The organism is Roseburia sp. CLA-AA-H209 (assembly GCF_020687575.1).
Taxonomy (GTDB): domain Bacteria; phylum Bacillota; class Clostridia; order Lachnospirales; family Lachnospiraceae; genus Roseburia_C; species Roseburia_C amylophila.
Genome location: NZ_JAJEQU010000001.1, coordinates 441,938 through 460,819 on the forward strand (window position 1 = coordinate 441,938; position 18,882 = coordinate 460,819).

Annotated in this window: 22 protein-coding genes; all 22 read left to right on the top strand. The window is 52.2% G+C overall.

Annotation, left to right across the window (positions count from 1 at the left end; translation table 11 throughout):
• The first annotated feature begins 125 nt into the window (after positions 1 to 125).
• The 22 genes from LKD41_RS02245 to LKD41_RS02350 all read left to right on the top strand — a co-directional run bounded on the left by LKD41_RS02245 (position 126) and on the right by LKD41_RS02350 (position 18,878).
• A complete protein-coding gene (locus tag LKD41_RS02245; protein WP_024725551.1) occupies positions 126 to 737 on the top strand; it encodes a phage tail protein in 612 nt (203 codons plus the stop codon).
• Positions 738 to 1,179: 442 nt separating this feature from the next.
• A complete protein-coding gene (locus LKD41_RS02250; RefSeq protein WP_006855432.1) occupies positions 1,180 to 1,770 on the top strand; it encodes a hypothetical protein in 591 nt (196 codons plus the stop codon).
• A complete protein-coding gene (locus LKD41_RS02255; RefSeq protein ID WP_227700261.1) occupies positions 1,754 to 3,646 on the top strand; it encodes a phage terminase large subunit family protein in 1,893 nt (630 codons plus the stop codon). The genes LKD41_RS02250 and LKD41_RS02255 overlap by 17 nt, the downstream gene beginning before the upstream one ends.
• A gap of 11 nt (positions 3,647 to 3,657) precedes the next feature.
• On the top strand, positions 3,658 to 3,906 hold the full coding sequence (locus tag LKD41_RS02260; protein ID WP_006855435.1) for a DUF6148 family protein: 249 nt from the start codon (positions 3,658 to 3,660) through the stop codon (positions 3,904 to 3,906).
• Between the two features lie 13 nt (positions 3,907 to 3,919).
• Positions 3,920 to 5,584 (top strand): phage portal protein, encoded by a 1,665-nt coding sequence (locus LKD41_RS02265; RefSeq protein WP_134523082.1) that lies wholly within the window; start codon positions 3,920 to 3,922, stop codon positions 5,582 to 5,584.
• Positions 5,550 to 6,809 carry a head maturation protease, ClpP-related gene (locus tag LKD41_RS02270; RefSeq protein ID WP_117696817.1) on the top strand — a complete coding sequence of 420 codons (1,260 nt, stop codon included), beginning with the start codon at positions 5,550 to 5,552 and terminating at the stop codon, positions 6,807 to 6,809. Before LKD41_RS02265 ends, LKD41_RS02270 begins: the two co-directional genes overlap by 35 nt.
• Before the next feature lie 13 nt (positions 6,810 to 6,822).
• On the top strand, positions 6,823 to 7,197 hold the full coding sequence (locus tag LKD41_RS02275; RefSeq protein WP_117696813.1) for a head decoration protein: 375 nt from the start codon (positions 6,823 to 6,825) through the stop codon (positions 7,195 to 7,197).
• Positions 7,198 to 7,216: 19 nt separating this feature from the next.
• The gene (locus LKD41_RS02280; RefSeq protein WP_119216785.1) at positions 7,217 to 8,305 is read left to right on the top strand and encodes a major capsid protein; all 1,089 of its coding nucleotides are present in this window, start codon (positions 7,217 to 7,219) and stop codon (positions 8,303 to 8,305) included.
• A gap of 25 nt (positions 8,306 to 8,330) precedes the next feature.
• A complete protein-coding gene (locus tag LKD41_RS02285; RefSeq protein ID WP_227700262.1) occupies positions 8,331 to 8,813 on the top strand; it encodes a hypothetical protein in 483 nt (160 codons plus the stop codon).
• Entirely contained in the window at positions 8,806 to 9,129 is a 324-nt protein-coding gene (locus tag LKD41_RS02290) for a sugar ABC transporter ATP-binding protein (RefSeq protein WP_227700263.1), read from the top strand. The genes LKD41_RS02285 and LKD41_RS02290 overlap by 8 nt, the downstream gene beginning before the upstream one ends.
• A gap of 10 nt (positions 9,130 to 9,139) precedes the next feature.
• A complete protein-coding gene (locus LKD41_RS02295; protein WP_227700264.1) occupies positions 9,140 to 9,760 on the top strand; it encodes a hypothetical protein in 621 nt (206 codons plus the stop codon).
• A gap of 15 nt (positions 9,761 to 9,775) precedes the next feature.
• A complete protein-coding gene (locus tag LKD41_RS02300; RefSeq protein ID WP_227700265.1) occupies positions 9,776 to 11,257 on the top strand; it encodes a phage tail sheath family protein in 1,482 nt (493 codons plus the stop codon).
• Between the two features lie 2 nt (positions 11,258 to 11,259).
• The gene (locus LKD41_RS02305; RefSeq protein ID WP_006855474.1) at positions 11,260 to 11,766 is read left to right on the top strand and encodes a phage major tail tube protein; all 507 of its coding nucleotides are present in this window, start codon (positions 11,260 to 11,262) and stop codon (positions 11,764 to 11,766) included.
• Positions 11,767 to 11,823: 57 nt separating this feature from the next.
• Positions 11,824 to 12,246 carry a hypothetical protein gene (locus LKD41_RS02310; RefSeq protein WP_044998488.1) on the top strand — a complete coding sequence of 141 codons (423 nt, stop codon included), beginning with the start codon at positions 11,824 to 11,826 and terminating at the stop codon, positions 12,244 to 12,246.
• A 120-nt stretch (positions 12,247 to 12,366) separates the two neighbouring features.
• Complete coding sequence (locus tag LKD41_RS02315) at positions 12,367 to 14,637, top strand: phage tail tape measure protein (RefSeq protein WP_227700266.1); 2,271 nt, start codon at positions 12,367 to 12,369, stop codon at positions 14,635 to 14,637.
• Complete coding sequence (locus LKD41_RS02320; protein ID WP_006855477.1) at positions 14,630 to 14,857, top strand: tail protein X; 228 nt, start codon at positions 14,630 to 14,632, stop codon at positions 14,855 to 14,857. The genes LKD41_RS02315 and LKD41_RS02320 overlap by 8 nt, the downstream gene beginning before the upstream one ends.
• A complete protein-coding gene (locus LKD41_RS02325) occupies positions 14,854 to 15,771 on the top strand; it encodes a phage late control D family protein (RefSeq protein WP_227700267.1) in 918 nt (305 codons plus the stop codon). The genes LKD41_RS02320 and LKD41_RS02325 overlap by 4 nt, the downstream gene beginning before the upstream one ends.
• Positions 15,771 to 15,974, top strand: a complete 204-nt coding sequence (locus LKD41_RS02330) for a hypothetical protein (protein WP_006855479.1) — start codon at positions 15,771 to 15,773, stop codon at positions 15,972 to 15,974. Before LKD41_RS02325 ends, LKD41_RS02330 begins: the two co-directional genes overlap by 1 nt.
• 13 nt (positions 15,975 to 15,987) lie before the next feature.
• Entirely contained in the window at positions 15,988 to 16,623 is a 636-nt protein-coding gene (locus LKD41_RS02335) for a hypothetical protein (RefSeq protein WP_024725538.1), read from the top strand.
• Between the two features lie 13 nt (positions 16,624 to 16,636).
• Entirely contained in the window at positions 16,637 to 16,924 is a 288-nt protein-coding gene (locus LKD41_RS02340) for a hypothetical protein (protein WP_006855481.1), read from the top strand.
• A complete protein-coding gene (locus tag LKD41_RS02345; RefSeq protein WP_227700268.1) occupies positions 16,917 to 18,053 on the top strand; it encodes a baseplate J/gp47 family protein in 1,137 nt (378 codons plus the stop codon). The genes LKD41_RS02340 and LKD41_RS02345 overlap by 8 nt, the downstream gene beginning before the upstream one ends.
• A gap of 3 nt (positions 18,054 to 18,056) precedes the next feature.
• On the top strand, positions 18,057 to 18,878 hold the full coding sequence (locus LKD41_RS02350) for a phage tail protein I (RefSeq protein WP_227700269.1): 822 nt from the start codon (positions 18,057 to 18,059) through the stop codon (positions 18,876 to 18,878).
• Positions 18,879 to 18,882 lie beyond the last annotated feature (4 nt).

Below are 18,882 nucleotides of genomic sequence, written 5' to 3' on the forward strand. Positions count from 1 at the left end.
TGCAATTTACTTTGAAATTGAGCCGTGTTATAATTTTTACAATGCAATAAATGGGTAAAGAAACCGCGCGAGAAAATCGGGCGGTTTTTTGCTGCCGTTTTCAGGCTGAGAGGAGGCGATCACACATGGCAGCCACCAGAGGAACAACCACTTGTATGCTGTCAAATTATGAGGAGCTCGTCAAAACGCTGGACAATATTGCAGGGGTAGACGCTGAAAAGGTAATAAAGAAATGCACCTCAGACGCAAAGAGCCGAGCGCAGGCGTGGGTATCTGCTGCCGTGTGCGAGGTTTACGCTATCAAGAAGGCTGACGTAAAGGCGGCGCTTGACGGCAAAGGAAAAGGCGGCGGCCAGCTCAAAGTCGAGGGCAACCTCGTCGAGTCCGTTGTATTAACATACAAGGGCCGAGTCCTGACTCCGACGCATTTCAAAATGAAGCCCACCCAGCGGAAGCCGAAGCCATACCGAGTAAGTCAGGAAGTATTCAAGGGCCAGCGGAAGAACCTGCCGGCCGGCGTATTCCTTGCCAGCTCAGGAGGCGAAGGCTCTACACAGATACCATTCCAGAGGGAAAGCGAAAGCCGCTACCCTATCAAGAGCATAAAGACATTGAGCGTGCCGCAGATGATCGAAAACGAAAAGGTGCAACCACTCATACAGCAGAACATTGACGAGGGCCTCAGCAAGCGACTGGAGAACCACGTCAAGCAAATGCTCGCCAAAGCTCAGGGGTGAGCTCTACGGGGCACACACGCAGCCACACGGGCACCATACACCACCAGAGAACCAGAGGCCAACCACTCCACACCATGCGAGCGGCTGGCCTCTTTCTATATGCTCAGCACTCTAAGACTGAGCCACCACATCAGGCGCGGCAAGCTGGCCCAGACATGGACCACACCAAAAGGCCACGCCACACCAGAGGCGCAGCCCCGGCAGCAGGCTCGGGCAAGCCGAGGCAAGTCACCACTCGCGCGCCGAGTCGGCGCACCAACACCGCAGAGAAACGCAAGCGAAAAAAGAACGCGAACGCCGGGCACCCGGCAAAAGAAAATAAAAAATTTTCAATAGGTTCTTCTGAGCGAATTTTTTCCCTGCGGTGCTTGCGAGCCCAAAAACTTGCTAGACTCATAGAAAAATTTTAGGCCGTTTCGTTACGCCGGGAAGGAGGCAAGGCATGGCAACACCACGAAAAGAAAAACCGGCCGAGACTCCGGGCTACTGGCCGACAACAAAAATGGCCGAACTGTTTGAGCTGACCGCCCGGAGGATCCAGCAGCTCACACAAGACGGAGTTCTGAAAACTCACGACACACCGGCCGGCCGCCGGTACAATGTCGGCGAGGCAACAAAGGACTACATCAAATACCTGCGCACGCAGCTCGATCGCAAAGCGTCAGCTCAAAACGATAAGCTGGAGACCGACAAGCTGCAGGCTGAGGTAGATATAAAAAGCGCAAAGGCCAGAGTCGCAGAGCTCCAGCTCGCCGAACTCGAAGGAACCATGCACAGAGCTGAGGACGTCGAAGCTATCACGACGGACCTCGTTTTTAATATCCGCAGCATGTTAATGGCTATGCCGGGACGGCTTGCGGTTGATACCGCGGAGCTTGCAAGTCCGGCCGAAACTTCTGCCAGAATACAAGAGGAGGTAAACGAGATCCTTCTGTCACTCTCTCAGTACCACTACGATCCAGAGGAGTATAAAAAGCGGGTAAAGGATCGGCAGGGCTGGGCTATGATCGAGGACGATGAGCAGGCAGAATGAAATTGACAGCTTAAACAATACGTTCGTTCGAGCTGTTAAGAATTTCAAACCACCCGAGCGCCTCACAGTGTCCCAGTGGGCTGAGAAAAACCGCCGCTTATCTCCTGAAAGCTCAGCAGAGGCAGGCCCGTGGAGGAATGAGCGAACACCGTACCTTGTCGACATAATGGACGCCTTCACGGATCCCAAAGTCAACAAGCTAACCGTTGTAGCTGCTTCTCAGGTTGGAAAATCCGAGGTAGAGCTCAATATAATCGGCTACATAATAGATCAGGATCCGGGATCTACGATTTATGTGCAGCCTACTCTCGACGACGCCCGGAAGTTCTCGCGCTTGCGTATCGCTCCAATGATAAGAGACTCGAAACCGCTGAGGAAAAAAGTCTCGGACGTTAAAACGAGAGACTCCGGCAATACAATTTTGCAGAAATCTTTCCCGGGCGGCATGTTGACGATCACCGGATCCAACAGCCCGAGTGCCCTCGCTTCTACTCCGGCCCGCTATATTATCGGAGATGAGCGCGACCGCTGGGCGTCCAGCGCAGGAACTGAGGGCGATCCGTGGGCTCTGGCAGAGGCAAGACAGACGACCTTCTACAATGCGAAGTCGATCGAGGTATCGACTCCGACAATTAAGGGCGCCAGCAACATTGAAAACGGTTTTTTTGCCGGTACTCAGGAGCGCTGGTGCCATAAGTGCCCGGACTGCGGGGAGTATCACAATATTGTTTTCGACAATATTCACTTTGAGCACGAAGTCAAAAAGGTGCGAAATAAAAAGACCTACAAGGTCAAGTCAATAACATGGGTGTGCCCGAGCTGCGGCTGTATTCAGACAGAAGCAACCATGAAAAAGCAGCCGGCGAAATGGATTGCCGAGAACCCGGACGCATACCTAAAAGGGCACCGCTCTTTCTGGCTTAACGCTTTTTCGTCTCCGTGGACTCCGTGGGAGAAAATCGTCACGAAGTTCCTCGAAGCTCAGGGCGATCCTGAAAAATTGAAGGTTGTATTCAACACCCTGCTCGGTGAGTTGTGGGAGGATCGCGGAGATTTAGAGGACGAGGACGCAATGCTCAGCCGGCGCGAACAATACGACGCCGAGCTCCCTGACGACGTTCTGGTGCTGACCATCGGAGTTGACACTCAGGACAACCGCCTCGAGTATGAAGTGGTCGGGCATGGACTCTACGGCGAAACGTGGGGCATAAAAAAGGGAATTATCAACGGCCGGCCTGATACCTCAGAGGTATGGGCTCGACTCGACGATGTGATCGACCATGTTTACCGCTTCAAGAATGGCAAGGGCCTGAAGGTATCATTCACATGCGTGGACTCCGGCGGCCACTTTACGCAGGAGGTATACGCCGAGTGCAAGGCCAGACAAAACAAGCGCGTTTTTGCCATAAAAGGAAAAGGCGGCGACGGCATACCATACACCGCCCCGCCTTCAAAGGTGAAGATCGTCATAGACGGTAAACTGATCGGCAAGTGCTGGCTCTACACTCTGGGAGTAGACGCCGGAAAAAGTAAAATAATGAACGCCATTAAGGTGCAAGAAAAGGGAGCCAAATACTGCCACTTTCCACTCGGAGAGGATCGCGGTTATGACTCTCTTTTCTTTTCTGGCTTGCTATCTGAAAAGCTGTCGCTCGTCCGAACTAGACGCGGCGACAAATGGCAATGGGAGAAGCTGCCGGGACATAACCGCAACGAGGCTCTCGACTGCCGCAACTATGCAATGGCAGCCTTCAGAATACTAGATCCAGATCTCACGGCAGTAGAAAGGCGCCTCAAAGGCCAACCGCTGAAAACCGTCGAGAAAAAAGAAAAGAAAAAACGCTCCAGCGGCTCGAAGCTGTACGACGACTGGTAAGGAGGTGAACCATGAGACAGCAACAAAAGGCTGAAAAAATCAGCAAATTAAAGACTCGCCTCGAGCTTTACTATAAGCGCGAGGAGGAAATGCTCAGCGGCGGCGTTCAGTCCTATGGTATAGGAACACGAAACGCCACCAGATACCAGACAGATCTCTCAGCTATCCGCAAAGCAATCAAGGAAATGGAGGACGAGATCGCGTCGCTCGAAAACAAATCACAGCGCAGGGCCGTCGGAGTCGTCCCTCGTGACTGGTAAGGAGGCGAAAACCATGCAGCAAATAACTCCAAGCAAAACACAAGGGCCACCTGCTCAGGCGGCAACACCCGAAGCCCGTCCGGGATCAGCAGCCCCGCGAGCTTCAAACTATGGATATTCAGAGGCCGGCGCAAGCTGGAAGAAAAAGGCGCTGAAAAGTTTCAAGGCCAGCAGCTCCTCCCCTCAATGGGATATAGACCACAACAATGACACGCTAAGGCAGCGCGCTCGTATGCTGTATATGGCCGCGCCGGTTGCTACTTCTGCCATTAAGACCAACCGCACAAACGTCATAGGCTGCGGCCTGAAATTAAATAGCCGCATAGACGCCGAGCGTCTGGGAATGTCTCAGGAAGCTGCAAAAGAATGGCAGAAAAAAACAGAGGCCGAGTTCAAAATCTGGGCCGAAAAGAAAAATGCCTGCGACGCTACCGGAGTAAATGACTATTACGCAATGCAGCAGCTCGCGCTTATGAGCTGGCTAATGAGCGGCGACGTGTTCGGGCTCATTAAGCGAGTCGATCCGACTCCTATGTGTCCGTACTCTCTCAGGATCCAGCTCGTAGAGGCTGACCGTTGCAGCACCCCGCTGATTAACTCGGGGTACTACTGCTTTTCCACCGAAGGCAAAGCCAAAAACGGGAACCGGATCTTTGACGGCGTAGAGATTAACGACAACGGAATGATACAAGCGTATTATTTCCGCAACACCTACCCGCATATTATCGCGGCGGCCGAAACTGAATGGACCAGAGTCGAGGCATACGGTGAAAAAACCGGGCTCCCTAATGTCCTGCATGTCATGGAGTCCGAAAGACCTGAGCAATACAGAGGCGTCACATATCTGGCGCAGATCATTGAACCGCTCCTGCAAATGAGACGCTACACAGAGGGCGAGCTCATGGCCGCCCTTGTCGAGAGCTTTTTCACGGCTTTTGTCACAACCGACACCGGCGCCGATGAAATGCCGTTCAATGAAGTAAACGGCTCAGAGATAGAGCCTTCGGATCCTGACGATTACGAAATGGGCCCCGGAACAATTAACGTAATGAAGCCGGGAGAAGATATCAAGTTCGCAGCACCGACAAGACCGGCAAGCGGTTTTTCTGCTTTTATTAGAGCACTCTGCGAACAATGCGGCGCCGCGCTGGAGATCCCTGCCGATCTGCTCCTGAAATCGTTCAACGCCTCGTACTCAGCAAGTAGAGCCGCGCTGCTGGAAGCATGGAAAGCGTTCAAAATGCGCCGAGAGTGGTTTGCTAATGACTTTTGCAAACCCATTTACGAGATCTGGCTCTCTGAGGCCGTAGCTCTCGGACGTATTCAGGCGCCCGGCTTTTTCAGTGATCCGCTCATTCGTGCAGCATGGCTCGGGAGTGACTGGATCGGACCGTCTCAGGGACAGCTCGATCCTACGAAAGAAATCAGCGCCGAGATCCTTGCAAACCAGCACGGGTACAGCACCCACGAACAGAGTACGATCCGCTTGAATGGCGGCCAGTGGGAAGCCAACATGAACCAGTTAAAACGCGAAAACGAAATGATCGCGGAAGCTAACGGCACCACCCCGGAGGCTCAGGCTGAGGCTACTCAGGCTATCGCCTCTCTTATACTTCAAAATTCATTAAAGGAGGATCAACAACATGCAAAAGCAGACAATCCCGCTGCGAGTTCTTAATGGCCCCGCAGCTCCACCCGCAGGCGCAGCCCAGAAGTTCTGGAACATCGTCGACGTAAGCGACGAGGAGGCCGAGATCACCATGTACGGTGAAGTTGTGAGCCAGAGACCGACAGACTGGTGGACCGGCGAACCGGTCGAGGGCTTATATATCACACCGGAAGGCTTTCTCGAGGATCTGGCTCAGGTCAAGGACAAGGCAAAAATCACCGTGCGAATTAACTCCGTAGGCGGCGACTTATACACCGCACTCGGAATTTGCAACAGACTCAAAGAGCTAAACGGTGACACGGTTGCAGTTATCGACGGAATTGCGGCCAGCGCCGCCACTATCATTGCTATGGGCTGCAAAACTCGCGAAATCGCTGAGGGCGCCCTTTTTATGGTACACGAGGCCCTGCTCACACTCGTGGGAAATTACAACCACAAGGCCCTGCTCGAGGTAAATAAGAGACTCGAAGCAGCCAACAAGGCAGCAGCCGAAACATACGACGCCGCAACCGGCCTCGGAACCGAGAAGATCCGACAGATCATGGCGAAGGAAACATGGTACACCGGCCGCGAAGCTGTCGAAAATGGTTTTTGTACTTCGATCCGCGAGGGCTGCGAGACAAGCATGTGCATGAGCTCAGAAAAAGACGAGATTATCGTCAACGGAGTGCTGCACTCTCTCAAAGGTTTTCGCAATTTCCCGGGCAATGTGCCAATTATTAACAGCGTTAAAACGCCTACATCGAAGCCAGCAGCTCCGACTCAGAGCGTTTCAACAAATAAACCAAAAGGAGGTAACACCAAAATGACACCAGAAGAATTAAGACAGCAGTACCCTGACGTCGTAGCACAGATTGAGAACGCAGCCCGCGAGGCAGCAGCAAGCGAAGCCGTAACCGCCGAGCGTTCCAGACTGCAGGAGATCGAGACGATCGAGGCAACAGTCGGAGATCCTGAGCTTATCAAGGAAGCTAAATACGGACCGACAGCCTGCTCAGCTCAGGAGCTTGCTTTTAAGGCTATGAAAAAGCAGGCCCAGCTCGGAACTCAGCACATTCAGAACAGCGCCGACGACTTTACCGCCTCTGGAGCAGCCGGAGTCGGCACGACACCGAACTCAGGAGCACCTGCACCAAAGGATCAGGCAGCCGACGAAAACGCTCAGGTAGCCCAGCTCGCTGCTATGATCGCTAACGGTGGCGCAGTTCCGGCACCTACAACACCAACAAAATAAGGAGGGTATCACAATGAGAGCAGATCAGAAAATTGGAGCTTGCGACACTGACAATCTTTTTATTGACGGCAAGTTCCCGGTTGACGCCGTGGGCGTCACAATCGCGAGCGGAGAAGGAGTTCTCGCGCGCGGCACAGTCGTTGCAATGAGCAGCAAAACAAAAAAATGCGTTATTCTCGGCACAGCAGCCGGAGAAAGTGAGACGCTCACACCGTTCGGCGTTCTCTGCGACGAGGTAGACGCAACAAGCGCCGACGCATTTACAACAGCGTACAGATCCGGCCATTTCAACAGAGAGGCCCTTATCGTTGACGACGACTACACTATCACAGAAGCAGACGAGGCAGCGCTCCGCAACGGTGGCATTTTCCTCGACTCTGCTATGTAAGAAAAGGAGGACAATCGAAATGCCTACACCGTTAATTTACAGAACCGTCACTATGCTGGCGGCAATTCAGGCAATGCCTACACACAGAACATTTTTAAGAGATCGCTACTTCCCTACTACCGCACCGGTCAATGGAGTGTCTGAGGACATTTTCCCGGGTGAGGAGGTCCTCGTCGAGTATAGAAACGGCAGCAAGAAGATCGCGCCCTGCGTAATGCCTCGAAAGGGTGGTATCACTATCGAGCGCGAGGGGTACAAGACCTTCAGTTATGTGCCGCCGTTTATCGCTCCACAGAGACCGCTCACCATTGACGATCTCAACAAGAAAGGGTTCGGCGAGCAGCTCTTCCAGAACGTAACGCCTCAGCAGAGACAGGCCCAGATCCTCAACAGAGACCTGACAGAGTTCGACACAATGATCTCAGGGCGCGAGGAGTACATGGCGGCCCAGTGTATGCTCAACAACGGCTATGTGCTGAGACACTACGCTGATAAGTACGGCAGCGGAGACTATGAGGAGTACGAGATCCGTTTCTACGATGAAGCAGCCAACCCGGCGAAGTACACACCTGCAGTAAAATGGAACGCAACCGGCGCCGACATTTACGGAGATCTTTCTGAAATGATCTACATGCTCACAAAGAACGGGCTCCCTGCTACCGAGTGCGTAATGGCCCGAGGAGTTTCAAAGATCGTGCTGCAGGATCCTACAATCCAGAAATACCTCGACAACCGCAGCATTATGCTCGGAACTATCGAGCCTATGAATTTACCGGAGGGAGCTTGCTGCTTTGCTATCCTGAACGTAGACGGTCACATGGTAAAACTTATCACTTACGACGAGACCTACGAGGACGAAAGCGGTCAGATCGTTCCATATCTCCCGGCTGGTACCGTAATTATGACAGCCCCGGCAGCAGGCCGCGGTCTCTATGGAGCAGTTACCCAGATCGAGCAGGACGACGGCGAGTTCCACACCTACACCGGCCGCCGTATTCCTAAGTACACGGCAGACGTAAAGGCCGAGTCCAGAGAGATCAAAGTCACAAGCCGCCCGCTCTTAATTCCTAGAAGTAAAAATCCGTGGGTATCTGCGAGCGTACTGTAAGAAATGCGAAGAAAGGAGCCGCCAAATGATTAAAATTATCGCCGGAGTATACGGCTATAAAGAGAACGGGATCATATTACCCAAAGACAAAGACTCCGAGCCCTTCTCTCTCGATCCTGAGAGAGAGGCCGAGCTCGTGGCTCAGGGCGTTGCTGAATATGCAAACGTAATTATCCCAGAGGCCGAGCTGGAGCCGGAACCAGAAACCGCCGGCGCCGAGCAGCAACCGGCAGAGGATCCGGCAGAACCGGAAGCAGAGGAACCAGAGCAGGATCTGGAGCCGGAAGCTGACGGAGACGAAGATCCTCAGAGAGAAAAAGCAGAAAAGCCAGAGTACAGCGACAAAATGAAACTCACAGAGTTGCAGGCACTCGCTGGAGCTTGCGGACTCGACGCCCAGAATATGCGCACAAAGGCCGAAGTCATTAAGCTGCTTGACGATTACTTTGCAGAGGAGGACGACACCGAAGCCCCTCCGGCTTTTGGTGCTATGGATCCGGTTGAGTAAAAGTCTCAAAGACCTCATAGCGTCGGACATTGATCTCGTATTCATGCAGCTCGAGGACTTCGGAGAAGTTCATAAAATCGAGGGTAAAAGTATAACGATCATCATCGACAACGACACGCTTGTCACGATGAAAAACGGCAACATTTTGGGCGTTGCTGAGTCCGACACTCTTATTTTTGCCAGAACCGAAGATCTGGAGGGTGAAAAAGCTCCGGGCTCCGCACTGAATGTGGACGGCCGAGAGTGTACTGTTGACTCATGGACTGAAAATCTGGGGATCACCCAGATAGCCCTGCACCACACCCGCATGGTCTAGGAGGTGCGCTATGGCTATAACAAGCGATCTTGACAATATTGTCAAATGGTTCGAGGAGGAAGTCTGCCCCGGCATACTTCTGAAAGTTCCAGACGACAAAGTAAACGACGGCGGCTACAATGTGCAGACTGCACACCCGGCCGCCTTTGCTATGTACATTCCTACTCAGGACAGAAAGCCGCCAGACGTTGCGGCGCCCATTCCTTCACTATGCGTGCAGCTCTTAAAGGGCAAGCACGCACCAGCGCAGCACATCGGTCAAATGACGATACAGCTCGCGCTTGCGACATGGAACCCGGGGCAGCATGGCAGCGAAATGGCGGTACCAGAGCAGGATCCGCAGGCGCTCGGCGGCGTGAAGTACCGCAGAGAGCCGAGCGAAAATTTCAAAAGAAACCTCGAGGGCTGGCGGGACGTCTGGAGCTTTACCGACAAGGTGCTGCAAGCAATCGAGAACACTGAGTATATTGCGGGGCTGCGGCTCGTTAAGGAAAACGGCATAGAGTACGGCCCATTTACTGAGGACGGGGCTCTCGTGAGCTATTACCCGTACTGGTTTTGCTGGGTGCAGTTCACTCTCGAGCACGGGCTGGCCCGCAAGATACCCACAGACTATGAAAAATTATTGTAAAGGAGTGATTTACAGATGAGCTATCAACACGGAGCTTACGGCGAGATCGGAAACGATAAAGTAAAAAGCGCCGTTCAGGTTGACACCGTTGTGGCATACATCGGAACCGCGCCTATTAACCTTGTTTTAGGTTATAAGGAGAAGGGCCTGATTAACACACCGATCAAGCTGGAGAACATGCCAAAAACACAGGCAACAGTCGGCTACTCGAGCAACTGGGACAAATTCACATTATGCGAGCCGTTCGACTGCCATTTTGCGAACACAATCGGAAACGTGGGGCCGATCTATATCATCAACGTATTAGATCCGGCCGTACACCAGAAAGACGTCAAGACAACCGTCGAGCTCACATTCAAGAACGGCCGCGCTGAGTATGTGACCGACACAATTATCCTTGACACTTTTGCACTCTCCGACAAGGTGCTGGGTGCAGACTACTCTCTCGACTACAACTATACCAAAGGTGCCGTAGTCATTGAGTCATTGAATGACGCCGATCCTATCACCGGCACGGTGGAGGCTTCATTCACAGAGGTGGATCCATCTCTCGTAACCAAGAGCGACATTATCGGAAGCGTTACAGCCTCCGGCAAGAGGACCGGACTGCAGGCTCTCTCCAAGCTCTACACCATGTTCAACGCCGTGCTCAACATTCTGGCTGCGCCGTTCTGGAGTGAAGATCCAGACGTTTACAAGGCTATGATCTCGGCCGTTCAGAAATTAAACGGCCACTGGGACGCTTTCGTAAATGCTGACTTACCGATTTACGACAGCAAGGCAAAGGCTGCCATTGACACGCTCAAAAAAGCCGAGGAGTGGGCTGACAGCAACGGCTACAACAACGGTTTTTCGAAGGTTTACTGGCCGCAGGTTCAGTATGCTGGCAAAGCGTACCACCTGAGCACTCAGGCAACCGTCACAATGCAGCGAGTTGACAACAGTCATGACAGTATTCCAATGGAGAGCCCGTCCAATAAAGAGATCATGTGTACCGCTCAGTATTTTGGAGTCAGCTCTGAAAATGAGGGCTTCGATCAGCAGGACGGCAACGAACTCAATTCAAAGGGAATTACTACCGCAGTATTTTGGGGCGGCCTCTGGGTGCTCTGGGGACCTCACACAGCCTACTACGAGTACGGTTCCGACGGCGTTGCGCGCTACATTTTCGACGTTAATATCCGTATGCTTATGTATATTACTAACGGCTTCCAGCGCCGACATGGCACCCAGATCGACAGCACTATGGATCTGAGCCTCCAGCAGAGCATACTCATTGACGAGCAGGAGGAACTCGACTCATTAAAGGGCCGCGGCGCTCTTATCGGAGATCCTACCGTTGAATTTTTGGAGACGGCCAACCCTACCAGCAACCTGATGAACGGCGACTTTGTCTGGGATATTAGCGCAACCCCTACCCCGCCATTTAAGAGCGGAACGGCGCGCGTATCGTACACAGACGAAGGCTTTACTGCTTATTTTGGAGGAGGTGAGTAAGTATGTGGTTAGACTTAAAAGGTGCGGTAGTTGCTGACACCGTATACGACAGCGGTGTGCTTACGGCTAAGGACACCAGCTTCACGCTCCCGGCAATTTCACAAATGACGGCAGACCTCAACGCAATGGGAACAATGACGGTACCTATTGTCGGACTGCTCGAAAACATGGAGCTCTCGATCACAAAGATCGGCGAGGATAAGGGACTCGGGAAAATGTCAAAGCTCGACAAGCACAGCTTTGAGTTTAGATGGGTACAGAATGTTGTCAAAGCGGACGGCTCCACCTCACCGGAGGGCTGCAAGGCTTTTGTCAGAACATTCCCACCGACCGCGCTCCCGGGTATCGGTGCAGAAATCGGATCCGCTTCGGAAAACGAGCTCACCTACACCGCGAACCGCGTGCAGATCTTTGTCGGAGGTTATGAGTACCTGCTCGTCGACAGACTGAGCCAGATCCTCAGAATTGACGGCAAGGACTACATGAGCGACATTAACAAATTACTGTAAAACATGGCCGCTGGCAGAACGCCGGCGGCTTTTTCTATAAAAGGAGGAACCAAAATCATGAGAACCCAGACAGAAGAAAGAGGAACAATCACACTCAACAAGCCGGTGCTTATCAACGGCGTGCAGGTTGCTGAAATGAGTTACGACACCGACGAGATCAGCGGCGAACTCTATGCGCAGGCTGAGGCTCACAAAATGAAAGCCAGCGGCTCAAAAGGTGGAAACCTTGCGGGAGCTGTCGAGCTTGACTACTCCCTGCATTTATACATCGGCTTCGCTGCTGTCATTGCAGTAAACCCTTCTTACACATTCGAGGACATGGAGAGGATCAAGGGTAAGTCCCTCACTAAATTCTCTAAAATCGGCCGAGGTTTTTTTATCGGATCGGGAGACTCAGGGGCAGACAGCTCAGACGAGCAATCAGAGACTACTCCAGAACCTTCCACACCAGCACGTCAGAGCTCGAAAGGAAAAGAGTAATTGATTTTATAGTCGAGTACGCAGAGGCGGCCGAGGATCTCGCCGCCGAGCAAAAACGTCGGCAGAAAAACAGACCACCGCAAGTGTTAAAGCACAAGAAAGGCCGAAGGAGGTGATACCGTGGCGAGTAGCAAAACACTACAAGCGATCGTGGAGATTGCGGGCTCATTAAGCCCAACACTCGGGAAAGCCGCAGAGGAGGCCAGCAAATCACTCGAGGGCATAAACCTGAAGGCTGTCGCCGTAGGTGCTGGCGTTGCTGCTGCGGGTGCCGCTATCGGAAAAGCTACCATTGAGGCCGGCAAGTATCTCGTAGATCTCGGCGGGCAATTCGACAATGTAGTCGACACGATCAGGATCGGAACCGGAGCCACCGGGGACGCCCTCGACGCTCTCACCGATGATTTTAATGAGGTTTACAAAAGCGTACCAACAACAATGGAGGACGCCAGTCAGGCGATCGCCGACTACAACACGCGCCTCGGTTTGACTGGCCCGGAATTGCAAAATATTTCAAAGCAGGCGATCCAAGTGTCGGACATGCTGGGGGACGACCTCGGCGGCGTTATTGAGGAGTCAAGCCAAGCCTTCCAAGCATGGAACATTGACGCGGCCGACATGGGCGACGCTATGGACTATGTGTTCAAGGCGTCACAGTCAACCGGTCTCGGCTTCACTGACTTAATGAGCAGCGTGCAGCAGTTCGCCCCCCAGCTTCAAGAAATGGGCTACTCATTCAACGAAGCCACCGCCCTGATCGGACAGCTTGACAAGGCCGGTGTAAATACCAGCGAAGTGCTCGCGGCTATGAAAAAAGGCGTCGGAGCTCTTGCGAAGGAAGGAATATCTGCAAGCGAGGGCCTCGAACAGTATGCCGAAAAGATTAAGAACGCAGGCAGCATGACAGAGGCGACCACTATCGCTTCTGAAATTTTCGGAACAAAAGCCGGCTCCACAATGGCTGCTGCTATCAGAGACGGGACTCTCTCAGTCTCCGATCTGACTGCCGAGCTTGAAAAAAGCACCGAGACTATCGGAGGCGCTGCCGAAGATACTTACGACTTCGGAGAGCGTCTGCAAATGTTCAAGCAGCAGGCTCAGGTGGCTCTCGAGCCGCTTGCGAATACCATGTTTGACACCCTCAATCAGCTAATGCCGGTAGTCGGTGAAGCTATGGAGGGACTGATCCCAATTATTCAGGGTTTGACTGAGACAATTATCCCGGTAATTCAAGACATAATGCCGCAGTTGATCCCTCTTTTTCAAGATTTTGTGCCGGTACTTTTGGAGACAGCCCAGACGATCGGCCAGCAGTTGATCCCGCCGCTGCTTCAAATGATCCAGCAAGTGCTCCCATTGGTTATTCAGTTAGTGAGCAGCGTCCTGCCGCTCCTATCTCAGATCATTGCGGCAGTTTTGCCGGTACTGGTGCAGCTCATAACCGCAATTTTGCCGCCGATCATGCAGATTATATCGGCAGTTTTGCCGGTTGTGATCGAACTACTCAACACGGTGCTCCCTATCCTTATGACGCTGATTAACTTACTCATGCCGATACTCGACACCGTTATGAATTTAATCGGGCCGATTGTGAGCCTGATTGCGACAGCGATCACCCCTCTGATCTCAGTGCTGGGATCGCTTATTTCTCAGGTTTTGGAACTTCTGGCCCCGGCCCTTCAATTTATAGCCGGAATTTTTACGAGCGTACTCGGTACCGCTATTCAGGGAATAGCCCCGATCGTGCAGTCTATAACTCAGATTTTTCAGGGCCTTATCGACTTTATTACTAATGTATTCGCCGGAAACTGGAGCGGAGCATGGCAGGGAATTGTCAGCATTTTCTCGGGTATCGTTTCAGGAATTGCAAATATTTTCAAGGCTCCGATCAATGCGATCATTAGTGGAATTAACACTTTTATCAATGGCATTAACGGCATAAAGATCCCGGACTGGGTACCGGGCGTCGGTGGTATGGGCTTTAGTATTCCAAACATACCAATGCTTGCGACTGGTGGCTTTACTGAAGGCATAACGATCGCCGGAGAGGCCGGCACTGAGGCCGTTATCTCATTCGACCGAAGTGTCAGGGCTGCCAATATAGGCTACTGGGAAAAGGCTGGAGAAATGCTGGGCGTATACGACAAATCAGAGACATCCCTCGCGGGTAATCTCCTGAGCGTTGACGACTTTTCTCTGGCTGAGCTATCTCAGCCTTCTACCACTATCGTTTACGATTTTAGCGGCTTCACATGGAGCCCGGTTATTGCTGGCGGTAAGGTTACAGAGGACAACGACGACCTCATGCAGAGGCTCAAAGCTCACGAGGCCGAATTCTTCGACTGGCTGGAGCGCTGGATCCAAACAAGGGAGGTGACTGCTTTTGCGTAGAGTTACATCATACTACGAGTACACCACACAAGACGGCGACACATTCGACCTGCTTGCGTTAGATATGTATAACGACGAGCGTCTGGCTCATTACATCATCGAATACAACCCGGACTATGCCGACGTGATCGTATTCGAGGGCGGCGTGCAGTTAAAGCTCCCCGTTGTTGAGGAGGCAGAAACCTCGGAGACAGTACCACCGTGGAGGGCGACAGCATGAGCGAATTGTTATTAAATCATACGGACGTTTCCGAAAAGGTGGCGCTCTCCTCCTGCGTGCATGAAATGTATGCGGGAGGACGCTCTGACTCTTTGCGCGTCAGAATATCAGACACAGACGGACAGTTCGACAAATGGAATTTAAGAACCGGATCACCGGTTGAATTTAAGGACTCAGGAACCGGCACGGGAAAAATGTTTTTGTACTCCTCGGCTCCTGACTCCGGCTACTACGACCTGCGCGCCTATTCTATGCCGCCGAGCGGTACGATCCCGAACTCTAAAGCATGGGAGCGCGTTCATTTTTCACAGATCGGCCAAGAAATTGCAAAACGGCACGGGCTGGAGTTTGAAAGCTACGGCGTAGCCGATCATGTGTACGAATACAGGAAGCAAGAAAACGAGGAGGACTTCAAGTTCTTCGGCCGCCTATGTGCGCTCGAGCGTGCAGCTCTCACAATATACGACGGTAAACTGATCACAGCCTATGAGCCGTATCTCGAGGCAATAGAGCCAGCGATCACAATCGACACGACCGGTTGCCATGTAGAATGTGAGGACAACAGCGTCCTATCGTATGGAGCGGCAACGGTATCTTGCGGACCTTACACCGGAACATATAAGGCACCGGGAGAAAATTCTCGAATATGGGTACCGCAAAAGCCTATTAAGTGCCAGAGCACCCTCGAGGCGATCCGCTTCGCTGCAGGAGTATTGCGAGAAAAAAATAAAATGCTCGTATGCGGCAGCATTGAGGCGAGCCTCATGCCGATATATGCGCCCGGAATAATGGTGAACATACTAAACCGGCAGGCCCCGTCATGGAGCGGCGCCTTTTATATTTACAAAGTGCGGCACGATTACGGAAAGCACAAAACAAAAATATTTTTCAGAAAGAAACTGGAGGGCTACTAATGGACGGAACCATAAACAAAGGCGTGATCCTGAGCATTGAGGGCAACACCGCAAAGGTGGCCCCGATGAAGGACACGCGGCTCGTGTCTCCTAATATCCAGATAGCTGACAACATCGACGCGGCAACGCTGAAAAAAGGCGCCGCCGTGGCTTATGTCTGCTTCGAGGACGACACCGGCCTCATATTTGCAACACTGAGCTAGGAGGCGATCACACATGGCAGTAATGGCAAAATGGAGAAACAAAACCTTCGAAGTCTCCAGAAAGAAAGTAAACCCGCTGAAAAACTTCTCTACTTCGACAACGATCAAGGGCGACGACTCCAAGAGCAAAAAGAAAAAAACCGAGCTCGTACCCTTTACCTTCGACATTGACGTACATGCAAACGCCGGAGTAAACCCTCAGAAAGAGTACGAGTCGTGGTGCTCTCTCATTAAAAGCACCGGAGTGTTATATTTGCACGGCCGTCGCTTTGGCAGAGAAACCAGACTAAAAGAGGTAAGCCTCTCGGGCGTCATTATGGACGATTACGGCCGGATCCGCTTCGCTACGATCGGGCTCACGTTCGAGGAAGTAAACAAGAAAGAAACCAGCGGAAAATCTGGCGCCCGAGCTGCCGCCTCAGAAGCAAAGAAAGCAGAGAAGAAAGCAGCCAAGAAAAAGGGCAAAAAAGTGACAATATCAGTAGGCAGCAGCGTGAAGTTGACCGGCTCATACTATGCGGACGGTGAGAAAATTCTCAATAGTGAAAAAAAGCGAGTTCTGAAGGTTGGAAAAATCAACGGAAACAAAGCATACCTCCCGCAGGTCGACGGCTGGGTATATATCAGCACGCTGTCCCTCGTGTCATAAAGGAGGCGATCACATGCTGGCAAGCAACAACGGAGATCCGCGACAATGCGCGGCCAATCTCCTGAAACTTACGAGAGGCGAAAACCCCTATGATCGTATCAAGGGGATCGACGCAGCGATAACAGACGCACCCAGCGCCTCGGCGCGATATGACGCGATCGCGGAGGCTGAGTGGGTACTTGACACTTACGAGCCGCGCGTCGAAGTCGAAGGCATTGACTTCGAGGCTCCAGACGCACAAGGCGGCGATTTTTCAACTATAACACAAATTAAACTAAGAGAGGAGGAGGACAATGAGTAGCACCAGCGAATTGCAGTTCATAGAAACAGACGCCGGCCAGATCTACGACTTTATCATGTACGTTTTAGAGAATGGCGTCACCGAGGAATTATACCCCGGAGACGAGCGCCGAATTTTTGGAGAAACGCTTGCGACTCTCGTTGTAGCGCTTTACTCCACGATGAACGACTCAGCAAAGCAGTCAACTCTCCGCTATGCAAGGGGCGACGTTCTCGACGCTCTGGGAGAATTTGCGGGAGTGTTCAGGATCGAAGCACTACCGGCGACAACAACGGTTCGCTTTTCTCTCAAAGAAGCAGTAACGCAAAACATCATTATCACCAAAGGAACCCGCATAACTTCGGACTACTCTCGCTACTTCAAAACCACCGAGACCACAGTCCTGCAGGCTGGTTCCTTATATGTCGACGCCGAAGTCGAAAGCGAGGAAGGCGGCACAACATACAACGGCATACCAGTCGGCGAGATCAATGTGCTGGTTGATATGATCCCATTTATTGACGGAGTTTCCAACACTGAGGAAACAGCCGGAGGCGGCGACGAGGAAAACGACGAGGATCTGAGAGAAAGGATCCGACTCGCGCCAGCCAGCAGATCCACGGCCGGGCCTAAAAACTCATATAAATATTACGCCGTATCTGCTGACGCAACCGTGGCCGACGCGCATGTAAGCTCGCCGAGCCCGGGCGTTGTTGTAATTACGCCCATTTTGTACGGTGGAGAAATACCGGATCAGTCTGTACTCGACAAAGTTCTGGCAGCCTGCAACGCTGACGACGTTCGCCCGCTGACCGACAAAGTGGAGGTATCTGCTCCGACTATCCAATCTTACGATATTGAGCTGAAATATTACACAACCGCAGCCAATGAGACCGCAGTTGTTGAAAATATAGAAAGCTCCGGCGGCTCGATCGACCAGTACATATACTGGCAAGGCAGCAGCCTCGATCGGAATATCAACCCGGACTATTTGAGAAAACTCATACTTTGCCCGGAGGACTCAGACGGCAACCACCTGACCGGCGCAGATCGCGTCGATATTATCAAACCGGTATACACTGAGCTGAGCGCAACGACGGTGGCGAAGTTTTCCGGCAAATTAACGGTATCGCATGAAGTGGAGGGGTAAAACATGGCAAGAATGAGCATTTTTAACCCCAACATGGCGAAGCTGCTCCCTAAATTTATGAAAGCGGACGAAACGGACGTGGCGCTCTCTCACGCTATGGATGTTCTGCTCGCTGAACCGGCGAACAGAGCCAAAATTCTGCGGAAATGGGACCAGATCGACAACATGAACGACGCGCAGCTCGATGAAATGGCGTGGGAGTTCAATATTGACTGGTGGGACTCCTCTTTCTCTCTGGAGACCAAAAGATCAGTAATACGCACATGCTACCGAGTCCATGAAAAGCGCGGCACAAAATGGGCGGTTGAGGAGCTTATCACCTCAGCCTTCGGAATGGGTAAAGTTACGGAGTGGTTCGAGTACGGCGGCCAGCCGTACTGGTTCAAAATCCAGACAAGCGCAACGCTCACGAAGGACGGTATGCTTTATTTTTTGAACATGATCGACAAGGTAAAAAACGCGCGCTCTCATGTTGAAATGATCGAAGTTACCAGAACGATCCAGCAGCCACTCCACGGAGGAACCGCTCACCATTCATTCAGTAAATGCGTAGTTTTAGACCATTTTCAGGAAACACGCAAGGCAGAAATCACCCAGCACGGAGGAACCGGCCGAGGATCCTACCACAGCCGCAACAGCATTATGGACTACTTTGCGTTGGAATACTCTGCGGGCATTGTGTCGAATGTCGGCACGGCAGCAGGCCAGAGCCAAAGCAAAGCGGGAGCAATAGAACATTTTGACGACGTACAACCTCTGGAGCTTCCACTGGCTGCCGGAGTTGCACATACAAACCACATTAAAAACATCATAAAGGAGGAATGATTGC